22 protein-coding genes are annotated in these 23,548 nt (G+C 71.8%); 14 read left to right on the top strand and 8 right to left on the bottom strand.

The window, feature by feature from the left end:
- From AAEM63_RS15640 to AAEM63_RS15615, 6 genes are all read left to right on the top strand, one after another.
- On the top strand, positions 1–1,113 hold the full coding sequence (locus AAEM63_RS15640) for an ABC transporter permease (protein WP_341359153.1): 1,113 nt from the start codon (positions 1–3) through the stop codon (positions 1,111–1,113).
- A gap of 40 nt (positions 1,114–1,153) precedes the next feature.
- Entirely contained in the window at positions 1,154–2,152 is a 999-nt protein-coding gene (locus AAEM63_RS15635; RefSeq protein ID WP_341359152.1) for a D-ribose ABC transporter substrate-binding protein, read from the top strand.
- A gap of 82 nt (positions 2,153–2,234) precedes the next feature.
- Positions 2,235–3,236 (top strand): TIM barrel protein, encoded by a 1,002-nt coding sequence (locus AAEM63_RS15630; protein WP_341359151.1) that lies wholly within the window; start codon positions 2,235–2,237, stop codon positions 3,234–3,236.
- On the top strand, positions 3,233–4,120 hold the full coding sequence (locus AAEM63_RS15625; RefSeq protein ID WP_341359150.1) for a transketolase: 888 nt from the start codon (positions 3,233–3,235) through the stop codon (positions 4,118–4,120). The genes AAEM63_RS15630 and AAEM63_RS15625 overlap by 4 nt, the downstream gene beginning before the upstream one ends.
- Positions 4,117–5,073, top strand: a complete 957-nt coding sequence (locus AAEM63_RS15620) for a transketolase C-terminal domain-containing protein (RefSeq protein WP_341359149.1) — start codon at positions 4,117–4,119, stop codon at positions 5,071–5,073. Before AAEM63_RS15625 ends, AAEM63_RS15620 begins: the two co-directional genes overlap by 4 nt.
- A gap of 100 nt (positions 5,074–5,173) precedes the next feature.
- Complete coding sequence (locus AAEM63_RS15615; protein WP_341359148.1) at positions 5,174–6,178, top strand: sugar-binding domain-containing protein; 1,005 nt, start codon at positions 5,174–5,176, stop codon at positions 6,176–6,178.
- Positions 6,179–6,582: 404 nt separating this feature from the next.
- Here the strand turns inward: AAEM63_RS15615 and AAEM63_RS15610 are convergent, their stop codons facing one another.
- On the bottom strand, positions 6,583–7,482 hold the full coding sequence (locus AAEM63_RS15610) for a LysR family transcriptional regulator (RefSeq protein ID WP_341359147.1): 900 nt from the start codon (positions 7,480–7,482) through the stop codon (positions 6,583–6,585).
- A 208-nt stretch (positions 7,483–7,690) separates the two neighbouring features.
- On the opposite strand from AAEM63_RS15610, the gene AAEM63_RS15605 reads away from it, so the two are divergent.
- The 7 genes from AAEM63_RS15605 (at position 7,691) to AAEM63_RS15575 (ending at position 15,203) form a co-directional block, all read left to right on the top strand.
- Positions 7,691–8,821 (top strand): tartrate dehydrogenase, encoded by a 1,131-nt coding sequence (locus AAEM63_RS15605; RefSeq protein WP_341359146.1) that lies wholly within the window; start codon positions 7,691–7,693, stop codon positions 8,819–8,821.
- A gap of 43 nt (positions 8,822–8,864) precedes the next feature.
- Entirely contained in the window at positions 8,865–9,875 is a 1,011-nt protein-coding gene (locus tag AAEM63_RS15600; RefSeq protein WP_341359145.1) for a tripartite tricarboxylate transporter substrate binding protein, read from the top strand.
- 116 nt (positions 9,876–9,991) lie between these two features.
- Positions 9,992–11,638 carry a tripartite tricarboxylate transporter permease gene (locus AAEM63_RS15595; protein ID WP_341359144.1) on the top strand — a complete coding sequence of 549 codons (1,647 nt, stop codon included), beginning with the start codon at positions 9,992–9,994 and terminating at the stop codon, positions 11,636–11,638.
- Between the two features lies 1 nt (position 11,639).
- Complete coding sequence (locus AAEM63_RS15590; protein WP_341359143.1) at positions 11,640–12,107, top strand: tripartite tricarboxylate transporter TctB family protein; 468 nt, start codon at positions 11,640–11,642, stop codon at positions 12,105–12,107.
- An 85-nt stretch (positions 12,108–12,192) separates the two neighbouring features.
- Positions 12,193–13,263 carry a tartrate dehydrogenase gene (locus AAEM63_RS15585; RefSeq protein ID WP_341359142.1) on the top strand — a complete coding sequence of 357 codons (1,071 nt, stop codon included), beginning with the start codon at positions 12,193–12,195 and terminating at the stop codon, positions 13,261–13,263.
- Positions 13,260–14,423: a mandelate racemase/muconate lactonizing enzyme family protein gene (locus AAEM63_RS15580; protein ID WP_341359141.1), complete on the top strand. Its 1,164-nt coding sequence runs from the start codon at positions 13,260–13,262 to the stop codon at positions 14,421–14,423. Before AAEM63_RS15585 ends, AAEM63_RS15580 begins: the two co-directional genes overlap by 4 nt.
- 12 nt (positions 14,424–14,435) lie before the next feature.
- The gene (locus AAEM63_RS15575; RefSeq protein ID WP_341359140.1) at positions 14,436–15,203 is read left to right on the top strand and encodes a sulfite exporter TauE/SafE family protein; all 768 of its coding nucleotides are present in this window, start codon (positions 14,436–14,438) and stop codon (positions 15,201–15,203) included.
- 352 nt (positions 15,204–15,555) lie between these two features.
- On the opposite strand, the gene AAEM63_RS15570 is transcribed toward AAEM63_RS15575, so the two are convergent.
- Genes AAEM63_RS15570 through AAEM63_RS15560 form a run of 3 tightly spaced genes read right to left on the bottom strand, consistent with a single transcriptional unit; the run spans position 15,556 to position 17,155 of the window.
- Positions 15,556–16,350 (bottom strand): hypothetical protein, encoded by a 795-nt coding sequence (locus AAEM63_RS15570; protein WP_341359139.1) that lies wholly within the window; start codon positions 16,348–16,350, stop codon positions 15,556–15,558.
- Positions 16,343–16,852 carry a hypothetical protein gene (locus AAEM63_RS15565; RefSeq protein WP_341359138.1) on the bottom strand — a complete coding sequence of 170 codons (510 nt, stop codon included), beginning with the start codon at positions 16,850–16,852 and terminating at the stop codon, positions 16,343–16,345. Before AAEM63_RS15565 ends, AAEM63_RS15570 begins: the two co-directional genes overlap by 8 nt.
- A 12-nt stretch (positions 16,853–16,864) precedes the next feature.
- Positions 16,865–17,155, bottom strand: coding sequence for a hypothetical protein (locus AAEM63_RS15560; protein ID WP_341359137.1), 291 nt, complete (start codon positions 17,153–17,155; stop codon positions 16,865–16,867).
- Positions 17,156–17,686: 531 nt separating this feature from the next.
- On the opposite strand from AAEM63_RS15560, the gene AAEM63_RS15555 reads away from it, so the two are divergent.
- Positions 17,687–19,081: a DUF1524 domain-containing protein gene (locus tag AAEM63_RS15555; protein ID WP_341359136.1), complete on the top strand. Its 1,395-nt coding sequence runs from the start codon at positions 17,687–17,689 to the stop codon at positions 19,079–19,081.
- A gap of 45 nt (positions 19,082–19,126) precedes the next feature.
- Here AAEM63_RS15555 and AAEM63_RS15550 read toward each other — a convergent pair whose 3' ends face one another.
- The 4 genes from AAEM63_RS15550 to AAEM63_RS15535 form a co-directional block, all read right to left on the bottom strand.
- Entirely contained in the window at positions 19,127–20,431 is a 1,305-nt protein-coding gene (locus tag AAEM63_RS15550) for a TrpB-like pyridoxal phosphate-dependent enzyme (protein WP_341361393.1), read from the bottom strand.
- 109 nt (positions 20,432–20,540) lie between these two features.
- Complete coding sequence (locus AAEM63_RS15545) at positions 20,541–20,951, bottom strand: universal stress protein (RefSeq protein ID WP_341359135.1); 411 nt, start codon at positions 20,949–20,951, stop codon at positions 20,541–20,543.
- 58 nt (positions 20,952–21,009) lie between these two features.
- Positions 21,010–21,777 carry an IclR family transcriptional regulator gene (locus tag AAEM63_RS15540; protein ID WP_341359134.1) on the bottom strand — a complete coding sequence of 256 codons (768 nt, stop codon included), beginning with the start codon at positions 21,775–21,777 and terminating at the stop codon, positions 21,010–21,012.
- 13 nt (positions 21,778–21,790) lie between these two features.
- The gene (locus tag AAEM63_RS15535) at positions 21,791–23,275 is read right to left on the bottom strand and encodes an NAD-dependent succinate-semialdehyde dehydrogenase (RefSeq protein WP_341359133.1); all 1,485 of its coding nucleotides are present in this window, start codon (positions 23,273–23,275) and stop codon (positions 21,791–21,793) included.
- Positions 23,276–23,548: the final 273 nt, after the last annotated feature.

Below are 23,548 nucleotides of genomic sequence, written 5' to 3'. Positions count from 1 at the left end.
ATGACCGCACAGAGCACCGTCCGTCCCCCGCGGGGCGTGGACATCCTCGGTGGACGGAGCGTGGGCGAGTTCCTCCTCGACCAGCGCGCGTTCATCGCGCTCATCCTCCTCGTCATCATCTTCTCGCTGATGACCGACGCGTTCCTCAACCCCAGCAACCTCATCACCATGACCCGGCACGTGGCCTACAACGCGATCCTGGCGCTGGGGATGCTCCTGGTCATCCTCACCGGCGGCATCGACCTGTCCGTCGGCTCGATCGTGGGGCTGTCCGGGATCGTCGCCGGGGTGCTGCTCCGCGGCATGGAGCTCTCCCTCTTCGACGTCACCGCCTACCCGGCGGTGTGGGTGGTCGTCATCGTCGCCCTGCTCGTGGGCGGCGCGGTCGGCTGGATCAACGGCCTGCTCATCACAAGGTTCGGTGTCGCGCCGTTCATCGCCACCCTCGGCACCATGTACATGGCGCGCGGGGCCGCCCTCCTCATCTCCAACGGCTCCACCTTCCCCAACCTCCGCGGCGACGAGGCGCTGGGCAACACGGGCTTCGGCTTCCTCGGCACGGGCCGCCCGCTGGGCATCCCGACCGCCATCTGGATCATGATCGGCTTCGCGCTCGTCTTCTGGTTCGTCGTGGCGAAGACGCCGTTCGGCCGCTGGCTCTACGCCACCGGTGGCAACGCCCGGGCGGCCGCGCTCTCGGGCGTCCCGGTGCGCAAGGTCACCACCCGCGTCTACATCATCTCTGGGGTCTGCGCCGCCATGGCCGGGCTCATCATCGCCTCCGAGCTCACCTCGGCTGCCCCCCAGGCGGGCAACGCCTTCGAGCTCAATGCCATCGCGGCCGTCGTCATCGGTGGGGCATCCCTCGCCGGCGGCCGCGGCACGGTCAAGGGCGCCCTGATCGGCGCCTTCGTCATCGGCTTCCTCTCCGACGGCCTCGTGCTGGTGGGGGTCTCCTCGTTCTGGCAGATCCTCATCAAGGGCCTCGTCATCGTCCTCGCGGTGATGCTCGACCAGGGACAGGAGAGGTTGAAGAAGGCGCGTGCGGCGGCCATGGCCGCCCAGAGCGTCAAGCGGGAGGCAGCCGCCCGACCGCAACCCGCAAGTGTCTGATCAGCAACGTCCACACAACGACCAACGGAGGTCATCACCCATGTCCCGTCGCTTCTTCCGCAACGCCGCCGTCCTCGCCGCGTCCTCCGCCCTGCTCCTGGCGGGCTGCTCATCGAGCGGCTCCAGCGAGCCCACCGAGGGGGAAACCACGGCCGCGGCCGGCGGCGAGGCCGGCGGACTCATCGCCGTCATCACGCCGTCCCACTCCAACCCGTTCTTCAAGGCGGAGGCGGACGCCGCCGTCGCCAAGGCCGAGGAGCTCGGCTACGAGACGGCCAGCGACTCCCACGACGACGACCCGAACAAGCAGAGCGAGCTCATCGACGCCGCCATCTCCCGCGACGCCGTCGCGATCGTCCTGGACAACGCGGGCGCGGACTCCACGATCGGCCCGGTGCAGAAGGCCGTCGACGCAGGCATCCCGGTGTTCCTCATCGACCGCGAGATCAACGAGACCGGGATCGCGACCTCCCAGATCGTCGCCAACAACTCCCAGGGTGCGGGACTCGTGGCGGAGGCCTTCGCCACCGCGCTCGAGGGAGAGGGCACCTACATCGAGCTCCTCGGCCGCGAGACCGACACCAACGCCCAGGTCCGCTCCGAGGCGTTCCACTCCGTCATCGACCAGTTCGAGGGCATGGAGATGGTCGCCCAGGAGACCGCCAACTGGGACCAGCAGGAGGCGTTCACCAAGATGGAGACCCTGCTCCAGCAGCACCCCGACGTCGCGGGCGTCATCGCCGGCAACGACACCATGGCGCTCGGAGCCGTGGCGGCGGTGGACGCCGCCGGCCTGACCGGCGAGGTCGTGGTCGCGGGCTTCGACGGCAGCCCGGACGCGGTGCAGGCCATCAAGGACGGAACGCTCCTGGCCACCGGTCTGCAGCCGGCCGTGACCATCTCCGAGATGGCGGTCGAGCAGGCCGACGCCTTCATCCGCACCGGCGAGACCGGTCAGCCCGAGAAGCAGTCCGTGGACTGCGTCCTCATCAACGCGGACAACGCCGAGCAGTACACCCTCTTCGCCCTCGAGAGCTGAACGCTCCCGGGGGAGCGGCGCGGTGCGCCGCTCCCCCGGGAACGGCCTCGTGGCGAGCACCACCACCAAAGAAAGAGCTGACATGACGACATACCCGAAGTTCGGAGCCGGTCTGTGGCACTTCGCCACGTACGTGGACCGTTACGCCGTGGACGGATACGGCGACCCCAGGACCACGCTCGACATGATCGAGCTGGCGGGGAAGGTCGGCGACCTGTCCTACGTCGACCTGCCCTACCCGTTCACCCCGGGTGTCGGCGTCGACGAGATCAAGCAGGCGCTCGCCGCGCACGGTCTCGAGGCCGTGGGGATCACCCCCGAGATCTACCTCCGCGACCACGTCAAGGGTGCCTTCACCAACCCCGACGCCGGGGCCCGGAGCCGGGCGATGGACATCATGCACGCCTCCGCGGAGGTGGTTCGTGAGCTCGGTGCGACCTACGTCAAGCTCTGGCCGGGGCAGGACGGTTTCGACTACCCCTTCCAGGTCAACCACCGCCAGCAGTGGAAGCGCTCGGTCGACGGGCTGCGTGAGCTCGCCGGCGCACACCCCGACCTGAAGTTCGTCATCGAGTACAAGCCCCGCGAACCGCGGGTCAAGATGCTCTGGGACTCGGCCGCCACCACCCTGCTCGGGATCCAGGAGACGGGCCTGGACAACATCGGGGTCCTCATGGACTTCGGCCACTCGCTCTTCGGCGGTGAGTCGCCCGCGGCCGCGGCCCAGCTGCTCATCGACCACGGCAAGCTCTGGGCGATGGACGTCAACGACAACCTGCGCGGCTGGGACGACGACCTCGTCGTCGGCACCGTGCACATGACGGAGATCTTCGAGTTCTTCTACACCCTCAAGATCAACGGCTGGGAAGGGGTGTGGCAGCTCGACCAGTTCCCGTTCCGCGAGGACAGCGTCGACGCCGCCCGGACCGCGATCCGGTTTCTCAAGGCGCTCTACCGGGCGCTCGAGAGCCTGGACATGGCCGCACTGGCCGAGGCGCAGGAGCGCCACGACGCGATGGCCGCCCAGCGGCTGATCCAGGACGCGCTGCTGAGCTCCATGACGTCCGCAGAGCTGAAGCGATGACCGCGCTGATGCCGCCGGCGGGCAAGGCACCCTGGATCGGCCGGACCGGCGCCGGCGCGGGCAGGGAGGAGATCGTCGCCCACGTCGCCGAGGGTGCCCGCCAGATCCGGCTGCGCGACATCAGGATGGTGCACGAGGCCGGGCAGGGCCACATCGGCGGCGAGATGTCCATCACCGACGTCCTGGCGACCCTGTACCTGCACGTCCTTGACATCGACCCCACCCGGCTCGACGACCCCGAGCGCGACCGGGTCGTGCTGTCCAAGGGGCACGTCGCCGCCGCTCTCTACACCACCCTCGCGGCGGCCGGGCTCCTCGACCCCGACGAGCTGGAGACCTTCCTGCAGCCGCTGTCCAAGCTCAACGGCCACCCCGACCGGAAGAAGGTCGCAGCCGTCGAGGCCAACACCGGGCCGCTCGGCCATGGCCTGCCCATCGCCGTCGGCACGGCGATCGCAGCGCAGATCGACGGCTCGGACCGCAAGACCTACGTCATCCTCGGCGACGGTGAGCTCCAGGAGGGCTCGAACTGGGAGGCCATGATGACGGCCGGCAACCGGCGCCTGGGCAACCTCGTGGCGATCGTCGACCGCAACGGCCTGCAGCAGGGTGCCGCGGTGGCCGAGACCAACGACCTGGAGCCGCTCGCCGACAAGGCGCGGGCGTTCGGGTGGGAGGTCGTGGAGGTCGACGGGCACGACCACGGTGCGCTCATCGACGCCTTCGCCGCGGTGCCGGCGGCCTCCGGCCGACCGACGTTCGTCATCGCCCACACCCACAAGGGCCACCCCATCTCGTTCATGAGCGACAAGGCGGCCTGGCACCACAAGGTCCCGAGCGCCGAGCAGGTGGCGACGGCCACGACCGAGCTGGAGGAAGCATGAACGCCGTCCTGCAGGAGACGCTGCACGACTGCCGCGAGGCCTACGTCGAGGCGCTGCTGGAGGCGGCGGAGCACGATGAGCGGATCGTCGTCGTGGTCAACGACTCGGTCGGCTCGAGCAAGCTCGCGCCGTTCGCCGAGCGGTTCCCCGACCGCCTCATCAACGTGGGCATCGCGGAGCAGGACATGGTGGGAGTGGCCGCTGGTCTCGCGAACGGCGGGAAGATCCCGTTCGTCTCCGGGGCGGCGTGCTTCCTCACGGCCCGCGCCATGGAGCAGGTGAAGGTCGACGGTGCCTACGCCCAGGGCAACATCAAGCTCTGCGGCATGAGCCCTGGCATGGCCTACGGCCAGCTCGGCCCCACGCACCACTCCATCGAGGACCTGGCCTGGCTGCGCGCCATCCCGGACCTGGCGGTGATCGTCCCGGCCGACGCCGCGGAGACGGCGCAGGCCATCGCCTGGGCGGCCCGGCACGAGGGCCCGGTGTTCGTGCGGGTCAGCCGGATGGGCGTGCCGGCGGTGAACCCGGAGGGATACCAGTTCGAGCCGGGCAGGGCCGTCCGGCTCCGCGACGGCGACGACGTCACCCTGATGGCCAACGGGACGGTCGTGACGCGTGCCCTGGGCGCCGCCGACATCCTGGCCGCCGAGGGTGTCCGCGCCCGGGTGCTGTCGGTCCCGTCGATCAAGCCGTTCGACGTCGATGCCGTGGTGGTGGCGGCCCGGGAGACCGGCGCCATCGTGACCGCGGAGGAGGCCACGGTCAACGGCGGACTCGGCGGCGCCGTCGCCGAGGTCGTCGTCGAGCACCACCCCGTGCCCGTGCGTCGGGTCGGGGTCCCGGACACCTTCGCGCCGACCGGTTCCGCGGGCTGGTTGATGGACCACTTCGGTATCAGTGCCGAGGGGATCGCCGCAGCGGCTCGCGAGACGATCGGACGCAAGGCCTGACCGACACCGCCGCGCCCACGCGGCGGATGCGACCATGGTCACAGGGCGGTGCGTTCTCAGAGCGCACCGCCCGGGACATTTCGCGAGAGAGGGGACACCGGTGCTGGACAGCACTCTGCGGCGCGGGCGCCAGCCGGCGAACCTCGTCCGCAACGATCACCTGAGGCTGATGGCCCGTGTGGCGCGGATGTACCACGAGCGAGGGATGCGGCAGGCCGAGATCGCTGCGGAGCTGCACATCTCCCAGCCGCGCGTCTCGCGGCTGCTCAAGCAGGCCGTCGACGTGGGCATCGTGCGCACGGTCGTCAGCCTTCCCGCGGGGGTCCACACAGATCTCGAGGAGGCGTTGGAGGCGCGGTTCGGCCTCTCGGAGGCCGTCGTCGCCGATGTCTCGGGCATCGAGGGAGACTCCGTCCAGGCGCTGGGGGCCGCTGCGGCGACCTACCTGGAGACCACGCTGACCGGTCACGACCGTATCGGCATCTCCTCGTGGAGTGCCTCCCTGCTGGCGGCGATCGAGGTCATGCGGCCGAGCAAGACGCGAGCCGCCGATGTGGTCGTCCAGCTCGTCGGCGGGCTCGGGACGCCCAGGGTTCAGGTCCAGGCCACGCGCCTGCTCGAGCGGCTCGCCATGCTGGTGGGGGCTGAGGCCGTCTTCATGCTCACGCCGGGGGTCATGGGCACCGCCGAGGCGCGCGAGAGCCTGCTGAGCGACCCGACCATGGAGCACGTGATGACCTTCTGGCAGGACCTGACGGTGGCTCTGGTGGGAATCGGTGCGTTGAACCCCTCCCCGATGCTGCGAGAGAGCGGCAACACCTTGGCGGAGGCCGACCTGCGCCAGCTCCAGGACCTGGACGCCGTCGGTGACGTGTGCCTGCGGTACTTCGACCACGCCGGGCGCCTCGTCCGGTCCGACTTCGACGGTCGCGTGGCCGGGATCTCCGCGGAGCTGCTCCACCGGGTCCCCCGCCGGGTGGGGGTTGCCGGCGGTGAGTCCAAGCTCCAGGCCGTCCGCGGGGCGGTTCTTGGCGGCTGGGTCAACGTGCTCATCACGGACTCGAGGACCGCGGAGATGCTCCTCCAAGACAGCGCGACGACCTGACCGGGCAGCTCTTCAGCCGGGCGGCGCACTTCTCTCGTCGCCGCGGCGTCGTCTCCGCGAGCCCGCCGGACTGACCGTCGGCCGGCGCCGGTGCCGGTGCCGGTGCCACCGAGCTCAGTGCGCTCCCGGCAGCCGCACTGACGTGGCACCGTCAGTCCCCTCCGCACGAGATTGCTCGGATGGTCGCGATCCACGACCAGATCAGCAGACTCGGTGCGTGCGTCCGTGGCGCCGTCGGTCCTTGCCGGACGAGTCTGCTCGGATGGTAGTGATGAGCGACCAGATGAGCAGACTCGATGGCGGCAGACCGGGCGGCGGGCGGCCAGTGGCGGTGGTAGCCGTGAGGGTGCCGGTGCTGGAGGGTGACGGCGCTCGCGGGCGGTGGCGCCGCGGCGGTGCCGCCGTCAGCCGGGTGGGTGGTGCGTGGCCGCGACCGGCGCAGTGAGGAGCAGGAAGGCGCGCGCGGCCGGGGAGAGGTCGACGTCGCGGTGCACGACCGAGGCCTCGAGCCGCTCGTCCGTGACGAGGTCGTGGACGACCAGCCCGGCCTCCCGGGCGAGGGCGCGCCACGGCTCGGCGATGATCGCGATCCCGGTGCCTGCGAGGACCATTGGGAGGATCGCCTCCCGGTGCTCGGTCTCGACGACGGCGACCGTCGACCGGTTCGCCGCGATCACCTGGTCGGCCACCCGCCGCATGCCCGTGCCGGGCTGGCCGATGATGAGCCGCTGGCCCTCGAGCTGGTCGTAGGTGAGCGGTCCCCGCGCCGGCAGGTTCGCCTCCCGGGAGGAGATGACGATGAACCCCTGCTGGGCCAGGGGATGGACGATGAGGTCCTCGGCGTCCGGGGTCTCGGTCACCGCCATGACGCCGAGCTCCACGCCACCCGAGCGCACCAGCGCCATCACCGTCTGCGGGGTCCCGGCGGACCGGATCGAGATCTGCACCATCGGGTACTTGCGCACGAACCGGTCGATGACGGTGGGCAGCGGGTCCACCGCCTGCGAGGGCATGGTGGCGACGACGAGGCGGCCGGTGCGCAGGCCGTTGACCGCCTCGACGTGCGCCCGGGAGAGCTCCATCCAGTGCAGGACCTGACGGGCCGGTGCGACCAGTGCCTCCCCGGCGGCCGTGAGCTGCAGCCGCCGCCCGGTGCGGGTGAAGAGCTCGGCCCCCAGGGTGCGCTGGAGGGCGCGCAGGGACTGCGACACCGACGGCTGCGCGACGAACAGCTTCTCCGCGGCGGCGTGCACCCCGCCCTCGTCGACGACGGCGAGGAAGTACTGGAGCTGGCGCACGTCCACACCGGCACCGTACCGGTCGGACGGTCCGCACCTATTGACCCGACGTCCGGAACGAGCCGCGTCGCAGTTGACATGCAGATCTATGCCGGCCGGTGACGATGTCCGATAGGCCGTGGCTATCGGAGATATCGGAGGTTCGTCTTGGACACGACCGCGCCACGACCGGTTCACTCGGGGCGTGCCACACCCCGCGAGACCGGAGACCACGATGACCGACCCCGCTCCCCGCACCTTCCGCGTCGCCTCGATCCCTGGCGACGGCGTCGGGCGTGAGGTCGTCGACGCCGGCCGGGTCGTCCTCGACGAGGCGCTGCGCCTGCACGGCGCCTCCGCGGTGGAGTGGACGGAGCTCCCCTGGGGGTCGGCGTACTACGGCGAGACCGGCCGGATGATGCCCACCGACGGGCTCGAGGTGCTCCAGGACTTCGACGCCATCTACTTCGGCGCGGTCGGCTGGCCGGGCGTGCCCGACCACGTGAGCCTGTGGGGTCTGCGGCTGGCCATCTGCCAGGGCTTCGACCAGTGGGCCAACGTCCGGCCGGTGCGGTTCCACCCCGGCGTGACCAGCCCCCTGCGCAAGGCCGACACCACCGAGCTGGACTGGGTGGTGGTCCGGGAGAACAGCGAGGGCGAGTACGCCGGGCTCGGCGGGCGGAACCTCTCCGCCCGCACCGGCGGCGAGGTCGCCGTCCAGACGTCGCTGTTCACCGAGGTCGGCTGCGAGCGGATCATGCGGTTCGCCTTCGACCTCGCCCGCACCCGCGACCGCAAGACGCTCACCTCGGTGACGAAGTCCAATGCCCAGCAGTACGGGATGGTGCTGTGGGACGAGGTCTTCGCCCGGGTCGCCGCGGACTACCCGGACGTCGAGACCGAGTCGGTCCTCGTCGACGCCATGGCCGCGAGGTTCGTCCTGCGGCCCGAGACCCTGTCCGTCGTCGTCGCCTCCAACCTCAACGCCGACATCCTCTCCGACCTCGGCAGCGCGCTCGCCGGCAGCCTCGGCCTCGCGGCGAGCGCCAACCTCAACCCCGAGCGCCGCTACCCGTCCATGTTCGAGCCCGTCCACGGCTCCGCCCCGGACATCGCCGGCCAGGGCATGGCCAACCCGGTCGGGGCCGTCGCGAGCGGCGCCCTCATGCTCGACCACCTCGGCCTGCCCGCGGCCGCCGACGCCGTCCGGGCCGCCATCGACGCCGTCACCGCCGCCGGCGTCCTCACCCGCGACCTCGGCGGCGCGGCCACGACCGAGGACGTCACCGCCGCCCTCGTCGCCGCGCTGCGCGAGGCCGCGACGTCGGAGCACCTCGAGAAGGCCGACGTCGTCCCACAGCACTGACCGCACCGAGCACCCGCACCTGACGATCCAATGGAGGATCACGATGAAGCGCACTGCCACGATCGCCCTGTCCGTCCTCGCCGTGAGCGGCCTGCTGGCCGCCTGCGGCGGAAACCCCTCCGACGCCGGCGCGGGAGGTGGTGGAGGGGGTGAGACGGAGGACGCCGCCGCGGGCTACCCCGAGCGCCCGATCGACTACGTCATCGCCTTCGACGCCGGCGGCGAGTCCGACATCACGGCCCGCCTCCAGCAGGAGCCGCTCCAGGAGGCGCTCGACACGACCGTGACGGTCTCCTACAAGCCCGGCGGCGGTGGCGCGCTCGCGTGGTCGGAGCTGACGAGGACCGAGCCGGACGGCTACACGATCATGGGGCACAACCTTCCGCACATCATCCTCCAGCCGATGATGCGCGGTGACGCCGGCTACGAGACCGAGGACCTCAAGCAGGTCTACATCTTCCAGAGCACCCCGAACATCCTCGCCGTGCCCGCCGACAGCGAGTACGAGACGCTCGACGACTTCATCGCCGCGGCGAAGGAGAGCCCCGGGGCGATCTCGGTCGGCGGCAGCGGCGACTACAGCGCGAACCACGTCGGCACGCTCCTCCTCAACGACGAGGCGGGGATCGAGACCACCTACACGCCGTTCTCCGGCACGGGCGCCGCTGTGCCCGCGCTCCTCGGCGGACACGTGGACGCCCTCATGACGTACACCCCGATGGTCGGCCAGCTGGGCGACCAGATCCGGGTCCTCGGCGTGGCGACGGAGGAGCGGATGGAGGGCCTGGACGACCTGCCCACCTTCACCGAGCAGGGCATCGACCTCGTCGACGGCGCGTACCGCGGCGTCGCCGTCCCGCAGGAGACCCCGGACGCGATCGTCGACAAGCTCGTCGACACCTTCACCGAGATCAACGAGGACCCTGACCTCGCCGCGGAGTTCGAGGAGCAGGGCTTCGTCCTGGAGAACATGGGGCCGGAGGAGGCCACCGAGTTCACGGCGGAGCGCAAGGAGGTCTACCAGGACCTCTTCGAGCGCCTCGGCCTGCTCTGACCTCCCTGACGGTCTCCCGGTGGTCGCACGACCGCCTCCGGACCGGCTCCCTGCGTTGACGACCGGTGTCCCCCCGCCCGCGGGGCGGGGGGACACCGCTCCCGGAAGGGAACACGATGCTCGACCTCCTCGGCAGTGGCGTCCTCGCCAACCTCGCCCCCTCGATGCTGCTCCTCGTCCTCGTCGGCACCGCCGCCGGCATGGCGGTCGGCGCCATGCCCGGCCTCAGCGCGACGATGGGCCTGGCCCTCCTCGTGCCGTTCACGTTCGTCATGGAGCCCACGAGGGCCCTCGTCCTTCTGGGTGCCTTCTACATGGGCGCCATCTACGGCGGGTCGTTCACCGCCATCCTCGTCAACGCCCCCGGGACGCCGTCGTCCGTGGCGACGGCGATCGAGGGCTTCCAGATGACGAGGAAGGGCAAGAGCGAGTTGGCCGTCGTCGGTGCGACGATGGGCTCGCTCGTCGGCGGCATCGTCGGCGTCCTCGCGCTGATCTTCCTCGCCCCGCCGCTGGCCGACCTCTCCCTGCGGTTCGGGCCGCAGGAGTACTTCTGGATCGCGGTCTTCGGCCTGACGATCATCATCTCCATGGCGTCGGGGTCCCTGCTCAAGGGACTCATCGGCGGGGCGTTCGGGCTGCTCCTCGCGACCGTCGGTGTCGCACCGGTCGGCGGTGAAGTCCGGTTCACCTTCGGTGAGCCGATGCTCCAGGGCGGCGTCCCGCTCGTGCCCGCCATGGTGGGCCTCTTCACCGTCCCCGAGATCATCCGGCTCGTCGCCCGCAAGGGCCGCGAGGCGCACATGGTGGGCGACCGCGAGCACCGCGAGACCCTGTGGCCGATGGTCCGCCGGGTGCTCGGCCAACCGGTCAACCTGCTGCGCTCCAGCGCGATCGGCACGGTCGTCGGCATCCTGCCCGGCGCCGGGGGCAGCATCGCCAACCTCGTCGCCTACAACGAGGCCAAGCGCTCCTCCAAGCACCCGGAGACCTACGGCAAGGGCGAGGTCGACGGGGTCGTCGCCGCGGAGTCGGCCAACAACGCCACCGTCGGCGCCGGCCTCATCCCGACGCTGACCATCGGCGTCCCCGGCACCCCGCCGGACGCGATCATCCTCGGGGTGCTCCTCCTCCACGGCCTGCGCCCGGGCGCGCAGCTGTTCACCACCTCCGGCGACCTCGTCTACACCTTCGTCATCGCGCTCGCGGTCTCGGCGCTCATGATGGTCCCGGTGGGCCTCATCGGTGGCCGCGCTCTGCAGCGGGGCGTCATCGCGATGCCGGCGCGGTACCTCGCCCCGGGCATCACGGTGCTGACGATCGTCGGCGCGTACGCCGTGCGGAGCTCGGTCGTCGACGTCGTCATCATGCTCGTGCTCGGCGTGCTCGCCTACTTCCTCTCCCTCGCCGGGATCAGCTCGGCCCCGATCGTCCTGGGCCTCATCCTCGGGTCCATCGCCGAGACCGGTCTCGTGCAGGGGCTGCTCACCTCGCAGGGCGACGCAGTGCCGTGGATGTCGTTCTTCACGCGGCCGCTGAGCATCGTCCTCATCGCGATGACCCTCGTCTCGCTCCTGTGGCCCCTCGTGCGGGCCCGGCGTGCCCGGCGGGGCGGGCGGCCCTCCGTGGTGCTGTCCACCGAGGCGCCCGACCGCGATGGCGCCACCGCGTCCGACGCCTCGCCCGACGGTGACGCGCCCACCCCAGCGTCCGACGGCGACGCGCCCGGCACCGTCCGCGCCGACACACTGAGGAAGGACTGACATGGCCGCACGAACGATGACCGCCGACAAGGTCAACGTCGCGGTGGGCGGCCTCACCGTCGCCGTGACCGCCGTCTTCTGGTCGCAGCGCAGCTACACGACCGAGCACGGCGGCACCTTCGCCGACCCCGTCATCCTAGCGCTCGGTGTGCTCGGGCTCGCCCTGCTCGTCATGGGTCTCCTGCGCCGCGCGGTCGGGCACGGCACCGAGGTCGAGGAGCGCATGCCCGTACGCGGGCTCCTCGTCGCGGTCGCGGTTCTTATCGGCTGGGTGGCCGCGCTGCCCTACCTCGGCTACCTCGTCGGGGGGATCGTCTTCTTCGTGCTCATGGCGGTCGTCATGCGCAAGGACCGCCCGACGGTGCGCGGGGTCCTGCTCGACACCGCCGTCGCGGTCGTCGTCGTCGGGGCGTTCTACCTGCTCTTCACCGAGGTGCTGTACGTCCGCCTGCCCGAGACCGCGTTCTGAGCCACCGACCCGCTGACCCACCGAGCCACCCACCCCGCTTCCCGCGGGCGCGCTCCCGCGCCCGCCGACCCCGAACTGGAGACACATGGACACGTACCGGATCGCCACGATCCCGGGCGACGGCATCGGCACGGAGGTCGTGCCCGCGGCTCAGGAGGTCCTCGAGCGCGTCGGCGCCCGCTTCGGCATCGAGCTGGCCTGGACCGAGCTGGAGTGGTCGTGCGAGTACTACGCCCGCACGGGCCGGATGATGCCCGAGGACGGCATCGAGACGCTCGGCGGGTTCGACCAGATCTTCCTCGGTGCCGTCGGCTACCCCGGTGTGCCCGACCACGTCTCCCTGTGGGGGCTGCTCATCCCGATCCGGCGGGCGTTCCGGCAGTACGTCAACCTCCGTCCCGTCACGCTGCTGCCCGGGATCAGCTCGCCGCTGCGGGACGTGCCGGCCATCGACTTCGTCGTCGTGCGGGAGAACAACGAGGGTGAGTACTCCGAGGCCGGCGGGCGTCTGTACCGCGGCACCGCGGACGAGGTCGCCATCCAGGAGTCGGTCTTCACTCGCCGCGGGGTCGAGCGGGTCATGCGGTACGCGTACGACCTCGCCGGCTCGCGCCGCGGCAGGCTCGCCTCGGCGACCAAGTCGAACGGGATCATCCACACGATGCCGTTCTGGGACGACGTCTTCCGCGAGCTCGCCGCCGAGCACCCGGGCGTGGAGACCAGCGAGTACCACATCGACGCCCTCTCGGCCCTGTTCGTCCTCGACCCCGGACGGTTCGACGTCGTCGTCGCCTCCAACCTGTTCGGCGACATCCTCACCGACCTCGGCGCCGCGATCATCGGCAGCATCGGCATCGCCCCGTCGGCCAACCTCAACCCCGAGGGTGCGTTCCCGTCCATGTTCGAGCCCGTCCACGGCTCCGCCCCCGACATCGCCGGCACCGGGCGCGCGAACCCGCTCGGCCAGGTGTGGGCCGGGGCGATGATGCTCGACCACCTCGGCCACGCCGACGCCGCCGAGGCGGTCATGGGCGCCGTGTCCCACGTGCTCGCCGAGACGGGCGTGCGCACCGCCGACCTCGGTGGCACGGCCTCCACCCGGGAGGTCACCGCCGAGCTCCTCACGGCCCTGGACCGGGAGGTGGCGGCCCGATGAGGATCGTCGACATCCGGGAGCGGACGCTCCCCATCAGCTCGCCCATCCGCAACGCCTACATCGACTTCTCGACGATGACGCTGAGCCTGGTCGCCGTCGTCACCGACGTGGTGCGTGACGGCCGGCCGGTGGTGGGGTACGGCTTCAACTCCAACGGCCGCTACGGCCAGGGGGCGCTCCTGCGTGACCGGTTCATCCCGCGCGTCCTCGCCGCGGACCCGGCGACCCTGGTCGACGACGACGGCACGAACCTCGACCCGCACCGCATCTGGGCGACGGCGATGACCAACGAGAAGCCGGGCGGGCACGGGGAGCGCTCGGTCGCCGTCGGGACGCTCGACATGGCCGTGTGGGACGCCGTCGCCAAGATCGCGGGCAAGCCCCTCTTCCGCCTCCTCGCCGAGCGGCACGGGCGCACGGCCGACCCTCGCGTGTTCGTCTACGCCGCAGGCGGCTACTACTACCCGGGCAAGGACGTGCGCGGACTGCAGGACGAGATGCGCTCCTACACCGACCGTGGGTTCACCGTGGTGAAGATGAAGATCGGCGGCGCCGGGCTCGGTGAGGACGTGCGCCGCATCGAGGCGGCCCTCGACGTGCTCGGCCCCGGCCAGCGCCTCGCCGTCGACGCCAACGGCCGGTTCGACCGCGACACCGCGCTGGCCTACGGCGAGGCGCTGAGCGCCTACGACCTCTTCTGGTACGAGGAGGCCGGCGACCCCCTCGACTACGAGCTCAACGCCGCGCTCACCGCCGCGTACGACGGCCCGGTCGCCACCGGGGAGAACCTCTTCTCCGTCCAGGACGCCGCCAACCTCATCCGGTACGGCGGCATGCGCAAGGACCGCGACTGGCTCCAGTTCGACTGCGCCCTGTCCTACGGGCTCGTGGAGTACGAGCACATCCTCGCGATGCTCGCCGAGCACGGCTGGTCCGCGAGCCGGTGCATCCCGCACGGCGGCCACCAGATGTCCCTCAACATCGCGGCGGGCCTGGGACTGGGCGGCAACGAGTCCTACCCCGACCTGTTCCAGCCCTTCGGGGGATTCCCCGACGGGGTGGGCGTCGAGGACGGGTACGTCACCATGCCCGAGCTCCCCGGCATCGGGTTCGAGGGCAAGTCCGACCTGTACGCCGTCATGGCCGAGCTGTCCGGCTGAGCGGGTCCGTCGGTGGACCTGCCGGTCGAGGTGGTGGCGCCGGTCGTCGTCGCCGCCGTCGTGCTGGGCTGCGTCCTGCAGCGCACCAGCGGGACGGGGACGGGCCTCGTCGTCTCCCCGACACTGGTCCTCGCGATCGGTCCGGTCACCGGCGTCATGCTCACCAACGTCACGACACTCGTCTCGGCCCTGCTCATGACGGTCGCGATGCGGGCCGACGTCGACCTCGGCCGGCTGCTGCGGATCGCGCCCGTGGTGGTGGTCGGGTCGGTCCCGGCGGCCCTGCTCGTGCGGGAGGCCGACCCAGGCTGGCTCGAGGTGGTCATCGGCGCGGTGCTCCTGCTCGCGCTGGGCGGGGGCGCCCTCGTGCGGGGGGTCCCGGACCTCGCGCCGACCCCGGCCGGCCTGCTCGCGGGGGTGACGGGCGGGTTCCTCAACACCGCCGTCGGCGTCGCGGCGCCGGCACTGCTCGTCTACGCGCGGGCGACGAGGTGGGCGCAGCGGTCCTTCGCCGCCACGCTCCAGCCGATCTTCCTCACGATGAGCGTGGTGTCGCTGTCGACCAAGACCCTCCTCGGCGCTAGCGCGCAGGGGGCCGCGGTGCCCTGGCCGCTCGTGGTTGCGGTACTCGGTGCCGTCCCGGTCGGTGTGCTCCTCGGCGGACGGGTCGCGCGCCGGGTCCCGCCGACGACGGCCCGGACCGTGGCCGTCGTCGTGGTCTCGCTCGGGGCGGCCGGCACACTCGTGCGCGGGCTCGTGCGGGTGCTGGGCGCCTCGTGACCTGACCTGGCTCGGCCTGACCTGGCTTGGCGTGACCTCAGCGGTGGCGGCCGGCGTGGGGCTGTCACGCCCGGACTCGTGCCGCCCTCCCAGCTGCACGAGATTGCTCGGATGGTCGTGATTGACGACCAGATGAGCAGACTCGTTGAATGCGCGGGTGGTGCCGTCGGTTGGTGCCGGGCGAGGTTGCTCGGATGGTCGTGATCAGCGACCAGATGAGCAGACTCGTCGTGGTGACGGCGGGCTGGTGCTCCGCGACCGGACGGCCCGCAACCGGCTGGGTTTGGCCTCCCTCCTCATCGGTGCGGTGGATCTGGCACCGCCACGGGACCGCTGCGTGCCCGGTGCCCGGTCACCAGAAGGGCGAGGTCGCCCGCGCCAGGACCAGCACCGCCGGGTAGGTCCCGACGAACGCCCACACGAACGTGTTGAGCCCCATCGTGACGGCCGTGCCGAGGTGGAACATCAGCCCGACGCCCAGGAGGGCCAGGGCCACCGGCAGCGGCGCGAGCAGCACCAGCGGGAAGGCGCACTCGAAGGCGACCGTCGACCGGGCGAGGAGGACGCCGAGGTACGGCCTGCCGTCGAGCAGGGCGGCCACCCGCGGCTGGCCGTAGGCGGTCGAGCCCATGATGATCGCGATCGCGGCGCCGGAGCGCCACGTGGACGAGACCGCCTTGGCGAGCCCGGCGGTGACGTAGCTCAGCACGCTCATCGCACCGACGAACAGGGCGACGACGTTGAGCGCGGGCTCGCCGGCGACCGGTGCCAGGGCGAGGCTCGTCGCGAGCAGGACGATGACCGAGATCTGCTCCGCGCCGTCGCCGGCGGTGACGCGCCGGCCCTTGATCGCGAGCGCCGCCAGCACGCAGGTCAGGCCCGCGGCCCACCCGGCCACGGGGAGCGGACCCAGGACGAGCCCGACCGTGCCGGCGACGGCGCCGACCGCGAGGACCCCCCGCGCGACGCCGTCGCGGGCGAGGAGCCGGTGCCCGGGCCGGGCGAAAACGCCGGCGACCGCGGCGGAGAACGGCCCGCGCGGACCGTAGGCGCGGCGGAAGACGGTGAGCTGCTCGAGGAAGCCGACGGTCAGGGCCAGACAGGCGGCGCGGGCGGCGATCGAGACGGCCCAGGCCTCGTCAGACACGGCGCAGCGGGCGCGAGAGGATCGCCGGCCGCAGCGCGCGGTCGTCGCCGTGCCCGATGGTCTGCAGGACGGCGAACTGGCGTTCTGCGGCGCCGGGCGCGGCAGGTGGTTGCGCGTCCGCCCACGCCGCCAGGCCGAGGTAGCAGGAGGTCAGCGTCAGGGCGCCGGCGTCGTCGATCTCCTGGGCGTCGCGCGCGATCCCGCTCAGGAGGTCCTGCAGCGCCTTGCGCTCGTACCGCGCGGGGTTCCACACGAACCGCCACCGGGTGCGTGGGGAGAGCGGCACCTCCTGCCAGCCGGTCCACCCGTCCTCGCCCCGGTCGCGCAGGACGAGGTGGGTGCCGGCATGGCCCGGCTCAGGGGCGAAGAACGCGAAGTGGGGCAGCACGGCCCACCGGTCCCAGCGGCCGGCGAACCGCTCCCACTGCCGGAGCTTGAGCTGGTTGAGCGCGCTGGCGACGAGCACCGCGGCCAGCACGACGACCGTCAGGGTCCGCCACACCCGGCGGCCCCCTCAGCCCTGCGGCCGGAGCGCTCTTCCGCGCAGCTCGATGAGCTCGCCCAGCGTGGGGGCCGACTCGAGCTGGGACTCCAGCTCGCGGATCCGGGCGAGGATCTCGCGGTCGTGGACCGAGGAGGCGAACCGGTCGTTCTCGTGGGCGGTCGCGGCGATCGCGCCGCAGCAGCCGTCCTCCCCGGTGATGATCACGTCGTCGACCGAGAGCCCCTGCTCCTCGAGGATGGTGATCAGCCCGTCGAGGTGCCGGAGCTCTCCGAGCGAGAGCCGGTCGTCCTTGGGGTCCACAGCGTTCTCCTTCGGCGAGCGAGAAACGCACCGGCTTGTCGCCGCCGGGAGTGCGCCGACGACGTCGGGAGGTGCCTGGTCCGAGGATTTTCGCGCCGTTGTCCGGTTCGCGTCAATGGTTCGATTCCGGGCCGAACCGGGCGGTTTCGCGCCTGTCGCGTGTGGCCCTGGCGGGAGCCGGAGCAGGCGGGTCCGCGGCGCGCCGGGGCGCCGGGAAGGTCTGAGGTGCCGGACCGACGACAATCGTCCTGCGCGGCCGCGGTGCGGTCGAGGAGGATGGATGGGACGAGGCCTCGCCGGGGTCTGTCCGTCCAGTGAACCGAGGGCGTCCGAGTGATCTTCAACCCGCCACCGAGCTGGCCCGCCCCGCCGCCCGGCTGGACGCCCGGGCCGGGCTGGCAGCCGGACCCGCGGTGGGGACCGCCCCCGGCCGGCTGGCAGCTGTGGTTGCCGGCGCCGGGGCCGGGGCCGTCGCCTGGCCCGACGCCGTCGACGCCTGCACCCGCTGGGCGGGGCGGTCCGCCCGGGCAGGTGCGGCACCGGTGGCTGGTCCCGACGGTCGTGGTCGGTCTCGTCGCGCTGCTCGGCGGCGTCACGGGCGGGATCAGCGGGGCTCTGGTCATGACCTCGCTGCTCGCCGTCGTCGTCGGGCTGCTGCTGCTCCTCGGGCGACGGCCGTTCAGCCTCGTCGGCCGCAAGGCCGGCGCCGGTGCGCTCGCCGCGGCGCTGGTGCTCATGACCGTCGGCGGCGCGACGGCAGCTCCGACGGCGGACGGGCCGTCGCTCGCCGTCGTCACCGAGCAGCCCAGCACGGGGCCCGACGTCACGCCCGAGCCCAGCACGTCACCCGAGCCCAGCACGTCACCCGAGCCCACGCCCGAGGCGAGCACGCCGACAGCGAGTGCCGAGCCCACCGCTGCGCCCGAACCCTCCACGCCGCCCCAGAGCGGCGCCGCACCCGGGGCGATGACGGCCGTGGCTGCCGTCCCGCTCCTCGAGGTGAAGGGACGGGCACCGAAGACCGGCTACGACCGTGACCTCTTCCAGTGGCGCGCCGTCGACGTCGACCGCAACGGCTGCGACACCCGCAACGACGTCCTGCGCCGCGACCTCACGGACGTCCGGCTGCGCGGCGGGACGAACGGCTGCGTGGTCGAGACCGGGACCCTCGCCGATCCGTACGGGGGCGCGCTCATCGCCTTCACGCGCGGCTCGGCCACGTCCGGCGACGTCCAGATCGACCACGTCGTCGCCCTCTCGGACGCCTGGCAGAAGGGCGCCCAGCAGTGGGACGCGACCACGCTCGGCCGGTTCGGGAACGACCCGCTCAACCTCCTCGCCGTCGACGGTCCGCTCAACAGCCAGAAGGGCGACGGCGACACCGCCACCTGGCTCCCGCCCAACAAGGCGTTCCGGTGCGCGTACGTGGCACGCCAGGTCGGGGTGAAGCTCACGTACGGGCTGTGGGTCACCGCAGCCGAGCGCGACGCGATGGTGCGCGTGCTGTCCACCTGCCCCGAGGAGCCGCTACCCGAGGGGACGGTGGCGAAGACCGCCGACGACGCCGCGACGCCCGCGGATCCGGCTCCGGCTCCTGCACCCGCTCCGGCCCCGGCGCCCGCTCCGGCCCCGGCGCCCGCTCCGGCTCCGGCGCCCGCTCCGGCTCCGGCGCCCGCTCCGGCTCCGGCGCCCGCTCCGGCTCCGGCGCCCGCTCCGGCACCGGCGCCCGCTCCGGCACCGGCGCCCGCTGCCCCCACGCCGGCGGGAGGTGTCGCCCCGGCGAGCCCGGACCTCGACTGCGCCGACTTCTCCTCCCGCGCGCAGGCGCAGGCGACCTACGACTACTGGTCGAGCCAGGGCCTCGGTGACGTCCACCGCCTCGACGGCAGCGACAACGACCACCTCGCCTGCGAGTCGCTCCCCTGACGCCCTCGCGGCGAGGGCGTCACCGCGCGACTGCGGGCGAGGACCTCAGACGTACGACCCGTAGGCCGGCAGGTCGAGCACCCCGTTGCCGGACAGCCCGATGACGACGACCTCACCCTTGGGCGCCGTCCGGGCGTAGTCCATCGCCGCGGCGACGGCGTGGGTGGACTCCGGCGCCGGGATGATCCCCTCGGCGCGGGCAAACTGGACCCCTGCGCGGAAGGCGTCGTCCTGCTCGACCGCGACCGCGGAGAGCAGCCCGAGGTTGAGGGCGTGCGAGACCATCGGCGCCATGCCGTGGTAGCGCAGCCCGCCGGCGTGGATGGCCGGCGGGACGAAGTCCTTGCCGAGGGTGTGCATCTTCAGCAGCGGGGTCAGGCCGGCGACGTCGCCGTGGTCGTAGCGGTACTCGCCCTGGGTCAGCGACGGGCAGGCGGCCGGCTCGCACGCGACCACCCGCGTCGTCGTCCCCTCGCGCAGGTTCTGCCCGATGAGGGGGAACGTCAGCCCGGCCAGGTTCGACCCGCCGCCGGCGCAGCCGAAGACGACGTCGGCCTGCCGCTCGCCCGTCTCCTCGAGCTGGACGAGCACCTCCTGGCCGATGACGCTCTGGTGGAGCATGACGTGGTTGAGGACGCTGCCGAGGGAGTAGTGGGCGGCGGGGTCCTTCGCCGCGACCTCGACCGCCTCGGAGATCGCCATGCCGAGCGAGCCGGTGGTGTCGGGGTCGGCCGCGAGCATCGCCCGGCCCGCCTCGGTCAGCTCGGACGGGGAGGAGTGGCAGACGCTGCCGTAGGTCTCCATCTGGAAGCGGCGGTAGGGCTTGGCGTCGTAGGAGCTGCGCACCTGCCACACCTCGCACGTCATCCCCAGCAGCGCGCACGCCAGCGACAGCGACGCGCCCCACTGGCCCGCACCGGTCTCCGTGGTCAGCCGCGTGACGCCCTCGACGGCGTTGTAGTACGCCTGCGCGACGGCGGTGTTGGGCTTGTGCGACCCGGCCGGCGAGACGCCCTCGTACTTGTAGTAGATCCGCGCCCTCGACCCCAGCGCCCGCTCGAGGCGGTGCGCGCGGATGAGCGGCGAGGGCCGCCACAGGGCGTAGATCTCCCGCACCGTCTGCGGGATCTCCACGTACCGCTCGGTGGTGACCTCCTGCTCGATGAGCGCCATGGGGAACAGCGGCGCGAGGTCCGCCGGGCCGAGCGGCTCCTTCGTGCCGGGGTGCAGGTGCGGCGGGGTGGGCTCGGGCAGGTCGGCGGCGAGGTTGTACCAGTGCGTCGGCACGGTCGAGGGCACCTCGATGCCCAGGGGATCGGTGCTGCGCGCCGCGACCGGCGCCGTCGTCATGTCCGGGGTGCTCACTGGGGCCGTCCTTCGTCGTCGAGGGGGGGTGCGGCGCCAGCGTAGCGACGCGCGGCACCGCCGGGTCGGCTGTCTCGCGAGGTCGGCGGCCGCGTCAGTCGCGGTAGAGCTGGGTCACCAGCACGGGGCACGGGGCGCCCATCATGATCCGCTGGGCGTCGCTGCCCATGAGAGCCTTGCCCACACGTGTCCGTTTCGCCAGCCCGATGACGACGAGATCGGCGTTCCTGCTGCCGGCGACCTGAAGGATGTCGGCGGCCGCGGCGACCACGACGAGACCACGCTCCCACGTGGCGTCGAGTCCTCGGTCGCGAAGCTGCCCAGCTCGCTGCTCGAGGTACTCACCCACTGCGGCCAGCCGCTTCGGCTCGTCCTCGTCGGTACCCACACGAACCAGGGTGACGAGGTGGATCTTGGCTCCTTCACGGGCGACCGACGTTCCGAGGTCCAGAAGCCGGTCGTGGGGCAGCCCTTCCTTGAGGGCGATGACGATGTTGTCGAACACGGACGTCTCCATTCGGTGTCGGGTCTGGGATGGGGTTCTGTCGGTGGACGAGCGCGACTCAGAGCCTCGCGGCGATCCGAGCGGCGGTCTCGAGCAGCTGGGGCACGACCGCACGGGCCTGAGGGACGCCGAAGCGGAAGGTCGGCCCGCTCACGGCGACGGCGGCCGCCACCTGGCCGGACGATGAGCGGACCGGCGCCGCGATCGTCGTCGCGCCTTTCACGCGCTCGCCGACGGACACGAGGTAGCCGTCCCGCCGAAGCTTGTGGATCTGCGCGATCAGCGCCTCGACGGTCACGGGCGTGTGGTCGGTCAGCTTGCGGAAGCCGACCCGTTGGGCAATCTCCTGGAGGTGGTCGACAGGCTCGTCCATCAGGAGAACCTTGCCCATGGCACCGGCGTGGATCTCCATCGGTGAGCCGAGGGGCTGCGAGCGCCGGATCTCCTGGCGGGACTCCGCCTGGGCGATGCACATCCGCGACGCACCCACGCGGATGTCGAGGATCGCGGTCTCGCTGGTGGCATCACGGAGCCTGGTCAGCTCGGGCTGGGCGACGGCGGCGAGGTCGGGCCTGATCGCGGAGGACTGGGCCAGCTGCAGTGCCGCGGGTCCGACGCGGTAGCGGTCCGTGGCGCTGTCCCGCGCAACGAACCCCCGCGACTCCATGCTGCGGAGAAGCCGATGGACCGTGCTCTTGTGCAGGCCCAGCTGCGCACCGATGGTCGTCGGACCCGCGCCAGGGGCGATCGCCAGCGCGAGGAGGACGTCCAGCGCTCGCTCGACCGACTGGATCGTCCCTGTCCCTCTACCCGGGGTCGCGCTCATCGCAAGCTCTGCGTCACGGCTTGTCGATGGCGACGTACTTGACCGACAGATACTCGTCGATCCCCTCGAAACCGCCTTCACGGCCGAGCCCGGACTGCTTGACCCCGCCGAACGGTGCCGCGGCGTTGGAGACCAGGCCGCGGTTCACTCCGACCATCCCGGCCTCGAGGCCCTCGGCGACGCGCAGGGCGCGGCCGATGTCCCGGGTGTAGGCGTAGGAGACGAGCCCGAACCTCGTGTCGTTGGCCGCCCTCAGCGCCTCGTTCTCGTGGTCGAAGGTGTAGACCGGTGCAACCGGCCCGAAGACCTCCTCGTGCGTGATCCGTGCCGACGCGGAGACGCCCGTGATGACCGTGGGCTCGTAGAAGTAGCCGTCGGAGTCGGGAGCAGATCCGCCCGTGACGACGGTCGCACCGCCGCGCACCGCGTCGTCGACGAGGAGCTGCACGCGGTCGCGCTGCTCGCGGTTGATCATCGGGCCCAGCTGTGTGCCGGGCTCGGTGCCGCGGCCGACCTTGACCTGGCTGATCCGGTCGGCGAGCCGCTCCGCGAACTCGTCCGCGACACCGGACTGGACGAGGATGCGGTTGGCCGCGACGCAGGACTCGCCTCCGTTACGGAGCTTGGCGAGGAGGGCGCCCTCGACAGCGGCGTCCAGATCCGCGTCGTCGAAGACGAGGAACGCGGAGTTCCCGCCGAGCTCCATGGACGTGCGCAGCACGTTCTGAGCGGCTCCGATGAGGAGGTTCTGCCCCACCGCCGTCGAACCGGTGAAGGACACCTTCCGCAGCCGCTCGTCCGCGAGCATGGGCCCGACGAGCCCGGCGGGATCGCTGGTCGGAAGGACGCTCAGCACACCGGGAGGCAGCCCTGCGTCGGAGAGCACCTCGGCAAGGAGCTGGCACGTCAGGGGAGTGTCCTCGGCCGGCTTGAGCACGGCCGTGCATCCCGCAGCCAGTGCCGGTGCCACCTTCCGGGTGATCATGGCGAGCGGGAAGTTCCACGGGCTGATCAGCAGCGACGGCCCGACGGGCTGGCGGAGGGTGAGCAGGCGCGACTGACCGTCCGGGCTGACGCGGTAGTCTCCCCGGATCCGGACCGCCTGCTCGCTGAACCACTTCAGGAAGTCCGCGGCGTATCGGACCTCGCCGCGGGACTCGGCCAGCGGCTTGCCCATCTCGAGGGTGATGACGAGCGCGAAGTCCTCGATGCGCTCGACGACGGCGTGGTACGCGCGGTCGAGGATGTCCGATCGCTCGCGCGGTGGCGTGGCGGCCCACGTGGGCTGTGCGGCGCGGGCGGCCTCGAGCGCCGTAGCCCCGTCGGCCGCGGACGCGTCGGCGACATGTGCCAGGAGGTCTCCGGTCGCCGGGTCCTCGACGCCGAACGTGGCGCCGCCGGCGGCGTCTCGCCACTCCCCGGCGATGAAGAGCCCCTTCGGCACCCTGGCCAACAGGGTCCGCTCGTTCTCTGACACGCGCGCGGAATCGATGGTCATGTCGCCTCCGAGATGTAGATGTGCCGCGGGCGGGGCGCTCGTGCCCCCTTCGCGCAGACTAGGCCCCGGCCCACGCACAGTCGCAACGTTGTGTTGCGCGATGTGAAACGCGGTCGTCATTCCCACCACCCGGCCCTGGGCAACGCATCCAGATAACCGCAGGTGCAGGGCGCCTCATGAGGATGCGGCCGTCGTGTCCCCAGAATTCGGGCATCACGAACGGTACGTTTCATATCGTGCAACCGACCGTTGCATGACAGAGGTCACCCTCCC

The sequence above is a fragment of the Georgenia sp. M64 genome (genome assembly GCF_038049925.1).
In the GTDB taxonomy this organism is placed as follows: domain Bacteria; phylum Actinomycetota; class Actinomycetes; order Actinomycetales; family Actinomycetaceae; genus Georgenia.
The sequence above is the reverse complement of the archived record's forward strand: the minus strand, read 5'-3'. Positions and strand labels throughout refer to the sequence as shown.

Excerpts from the sequence above, each read along its gene's own strand:
- AAEM63_RS15640 (WP_341359153.1), top strand. The coding sequence starts at position 1 with ATGACCGCACAGAGCACCGTCCGTCCCCCGCGGGGCGTGGACATCCTC.
- AAEM63_RS15635 (WP_341359152.1), top strand. The coding sequence starts at position 1,154 with ATGTCCCGTCGCTTCTTCCGCAACGCCGCCGTCCTCGCCGCGTCCTCC.
- AAEM63_RS15630 (WP_341359151.1), top strand. The coding sequence starts at position 2,235 with ATGACGACATACCCGAAGTTCGGAGCCGGTCTGTGGCACTTCGCCACG.
- AAEM63_RS15625 (WP_341359150.1), top strand. The coding sequence starts at position 3,233 with ATGACCGCGCTGATGCCGCCGGCGGGCAAGGCACCCTGGATCGGCCGG.
- AAEM63_RS15620 (WP_341359149.1), top strand. The coding sequence starts at position 4,117 with ATGAACGCCGTCCTGCAGGAGACGCTGCACGACTGCCGCGAGGCCTAC.
- AAEM63_RS15605 (WP_341359146.1), top strand. The coding sequence starts at position 7,691 with ATGACCGACCCCGCTCCCCGCACCTTCCGCGTCGCCTCGATCCCTGGC.
- AAEM63_RS15600 (WP_341359145.1), top strand. The coding sequence starts at position 8,865 with ATGAAGCGCACTGCCACGATCGCCCTGTCCGTCCTCGCCGTGAGCGGC.
- AAEM63_RS15595 (WP_341359144.1), top strand. The coding sequence starts at position 9,992 with ATGCTCGACCTCCTCGGCAGTGGCGTCCTCGCCAACCTCGCCCCCTCG.
- AAEM63_RS15590 (WP_341359143.1), top strand. The coding sequence starts at position 11,640 with ATGGCCGCACGAACGATGACCGCCGACAAGGTCAACGTCGCGGTGGGC.
- AAEM63_RS15585 (WP_341359142.1), top strand. The coding sequence starts at position 12,193 with ATGGACACGTACCGGATCGCCACGATCCCGGGCGACGGCATCGGCACG.
- AAEM63_RS15580 (WP_341359141.1), top strand. The coding sequence starts at position 13,260 with ATGAGGATCGTCGACATCCGGGAGCGGACGCTCCCCATCAGCTCGCCC.
- AAEM63_RS15550 (WP_341361393.1), bottom strand. The coding sequence starts at position 20,431 with ATGACGACGGCGCCGGTCGCGGCGCGCAGCACCGATCCCCTGGGCATC.
- AAEM63_RS15540 (WP_341359134.1), bottom strand. The coding sequence starts at position 21,777 with ATGAGCGCGACCCCGGGTAGAGGGACAGGGACGATCCAGTCGGTCGAG.
- AAEM63_RS15535 (WP_341359133.1), bottom strand. The coding sequence starts at position 23,275 with ATGACCATCGATTCCGCGCGCGTGTCAGAGAACGAGCGGACCCTGTTG.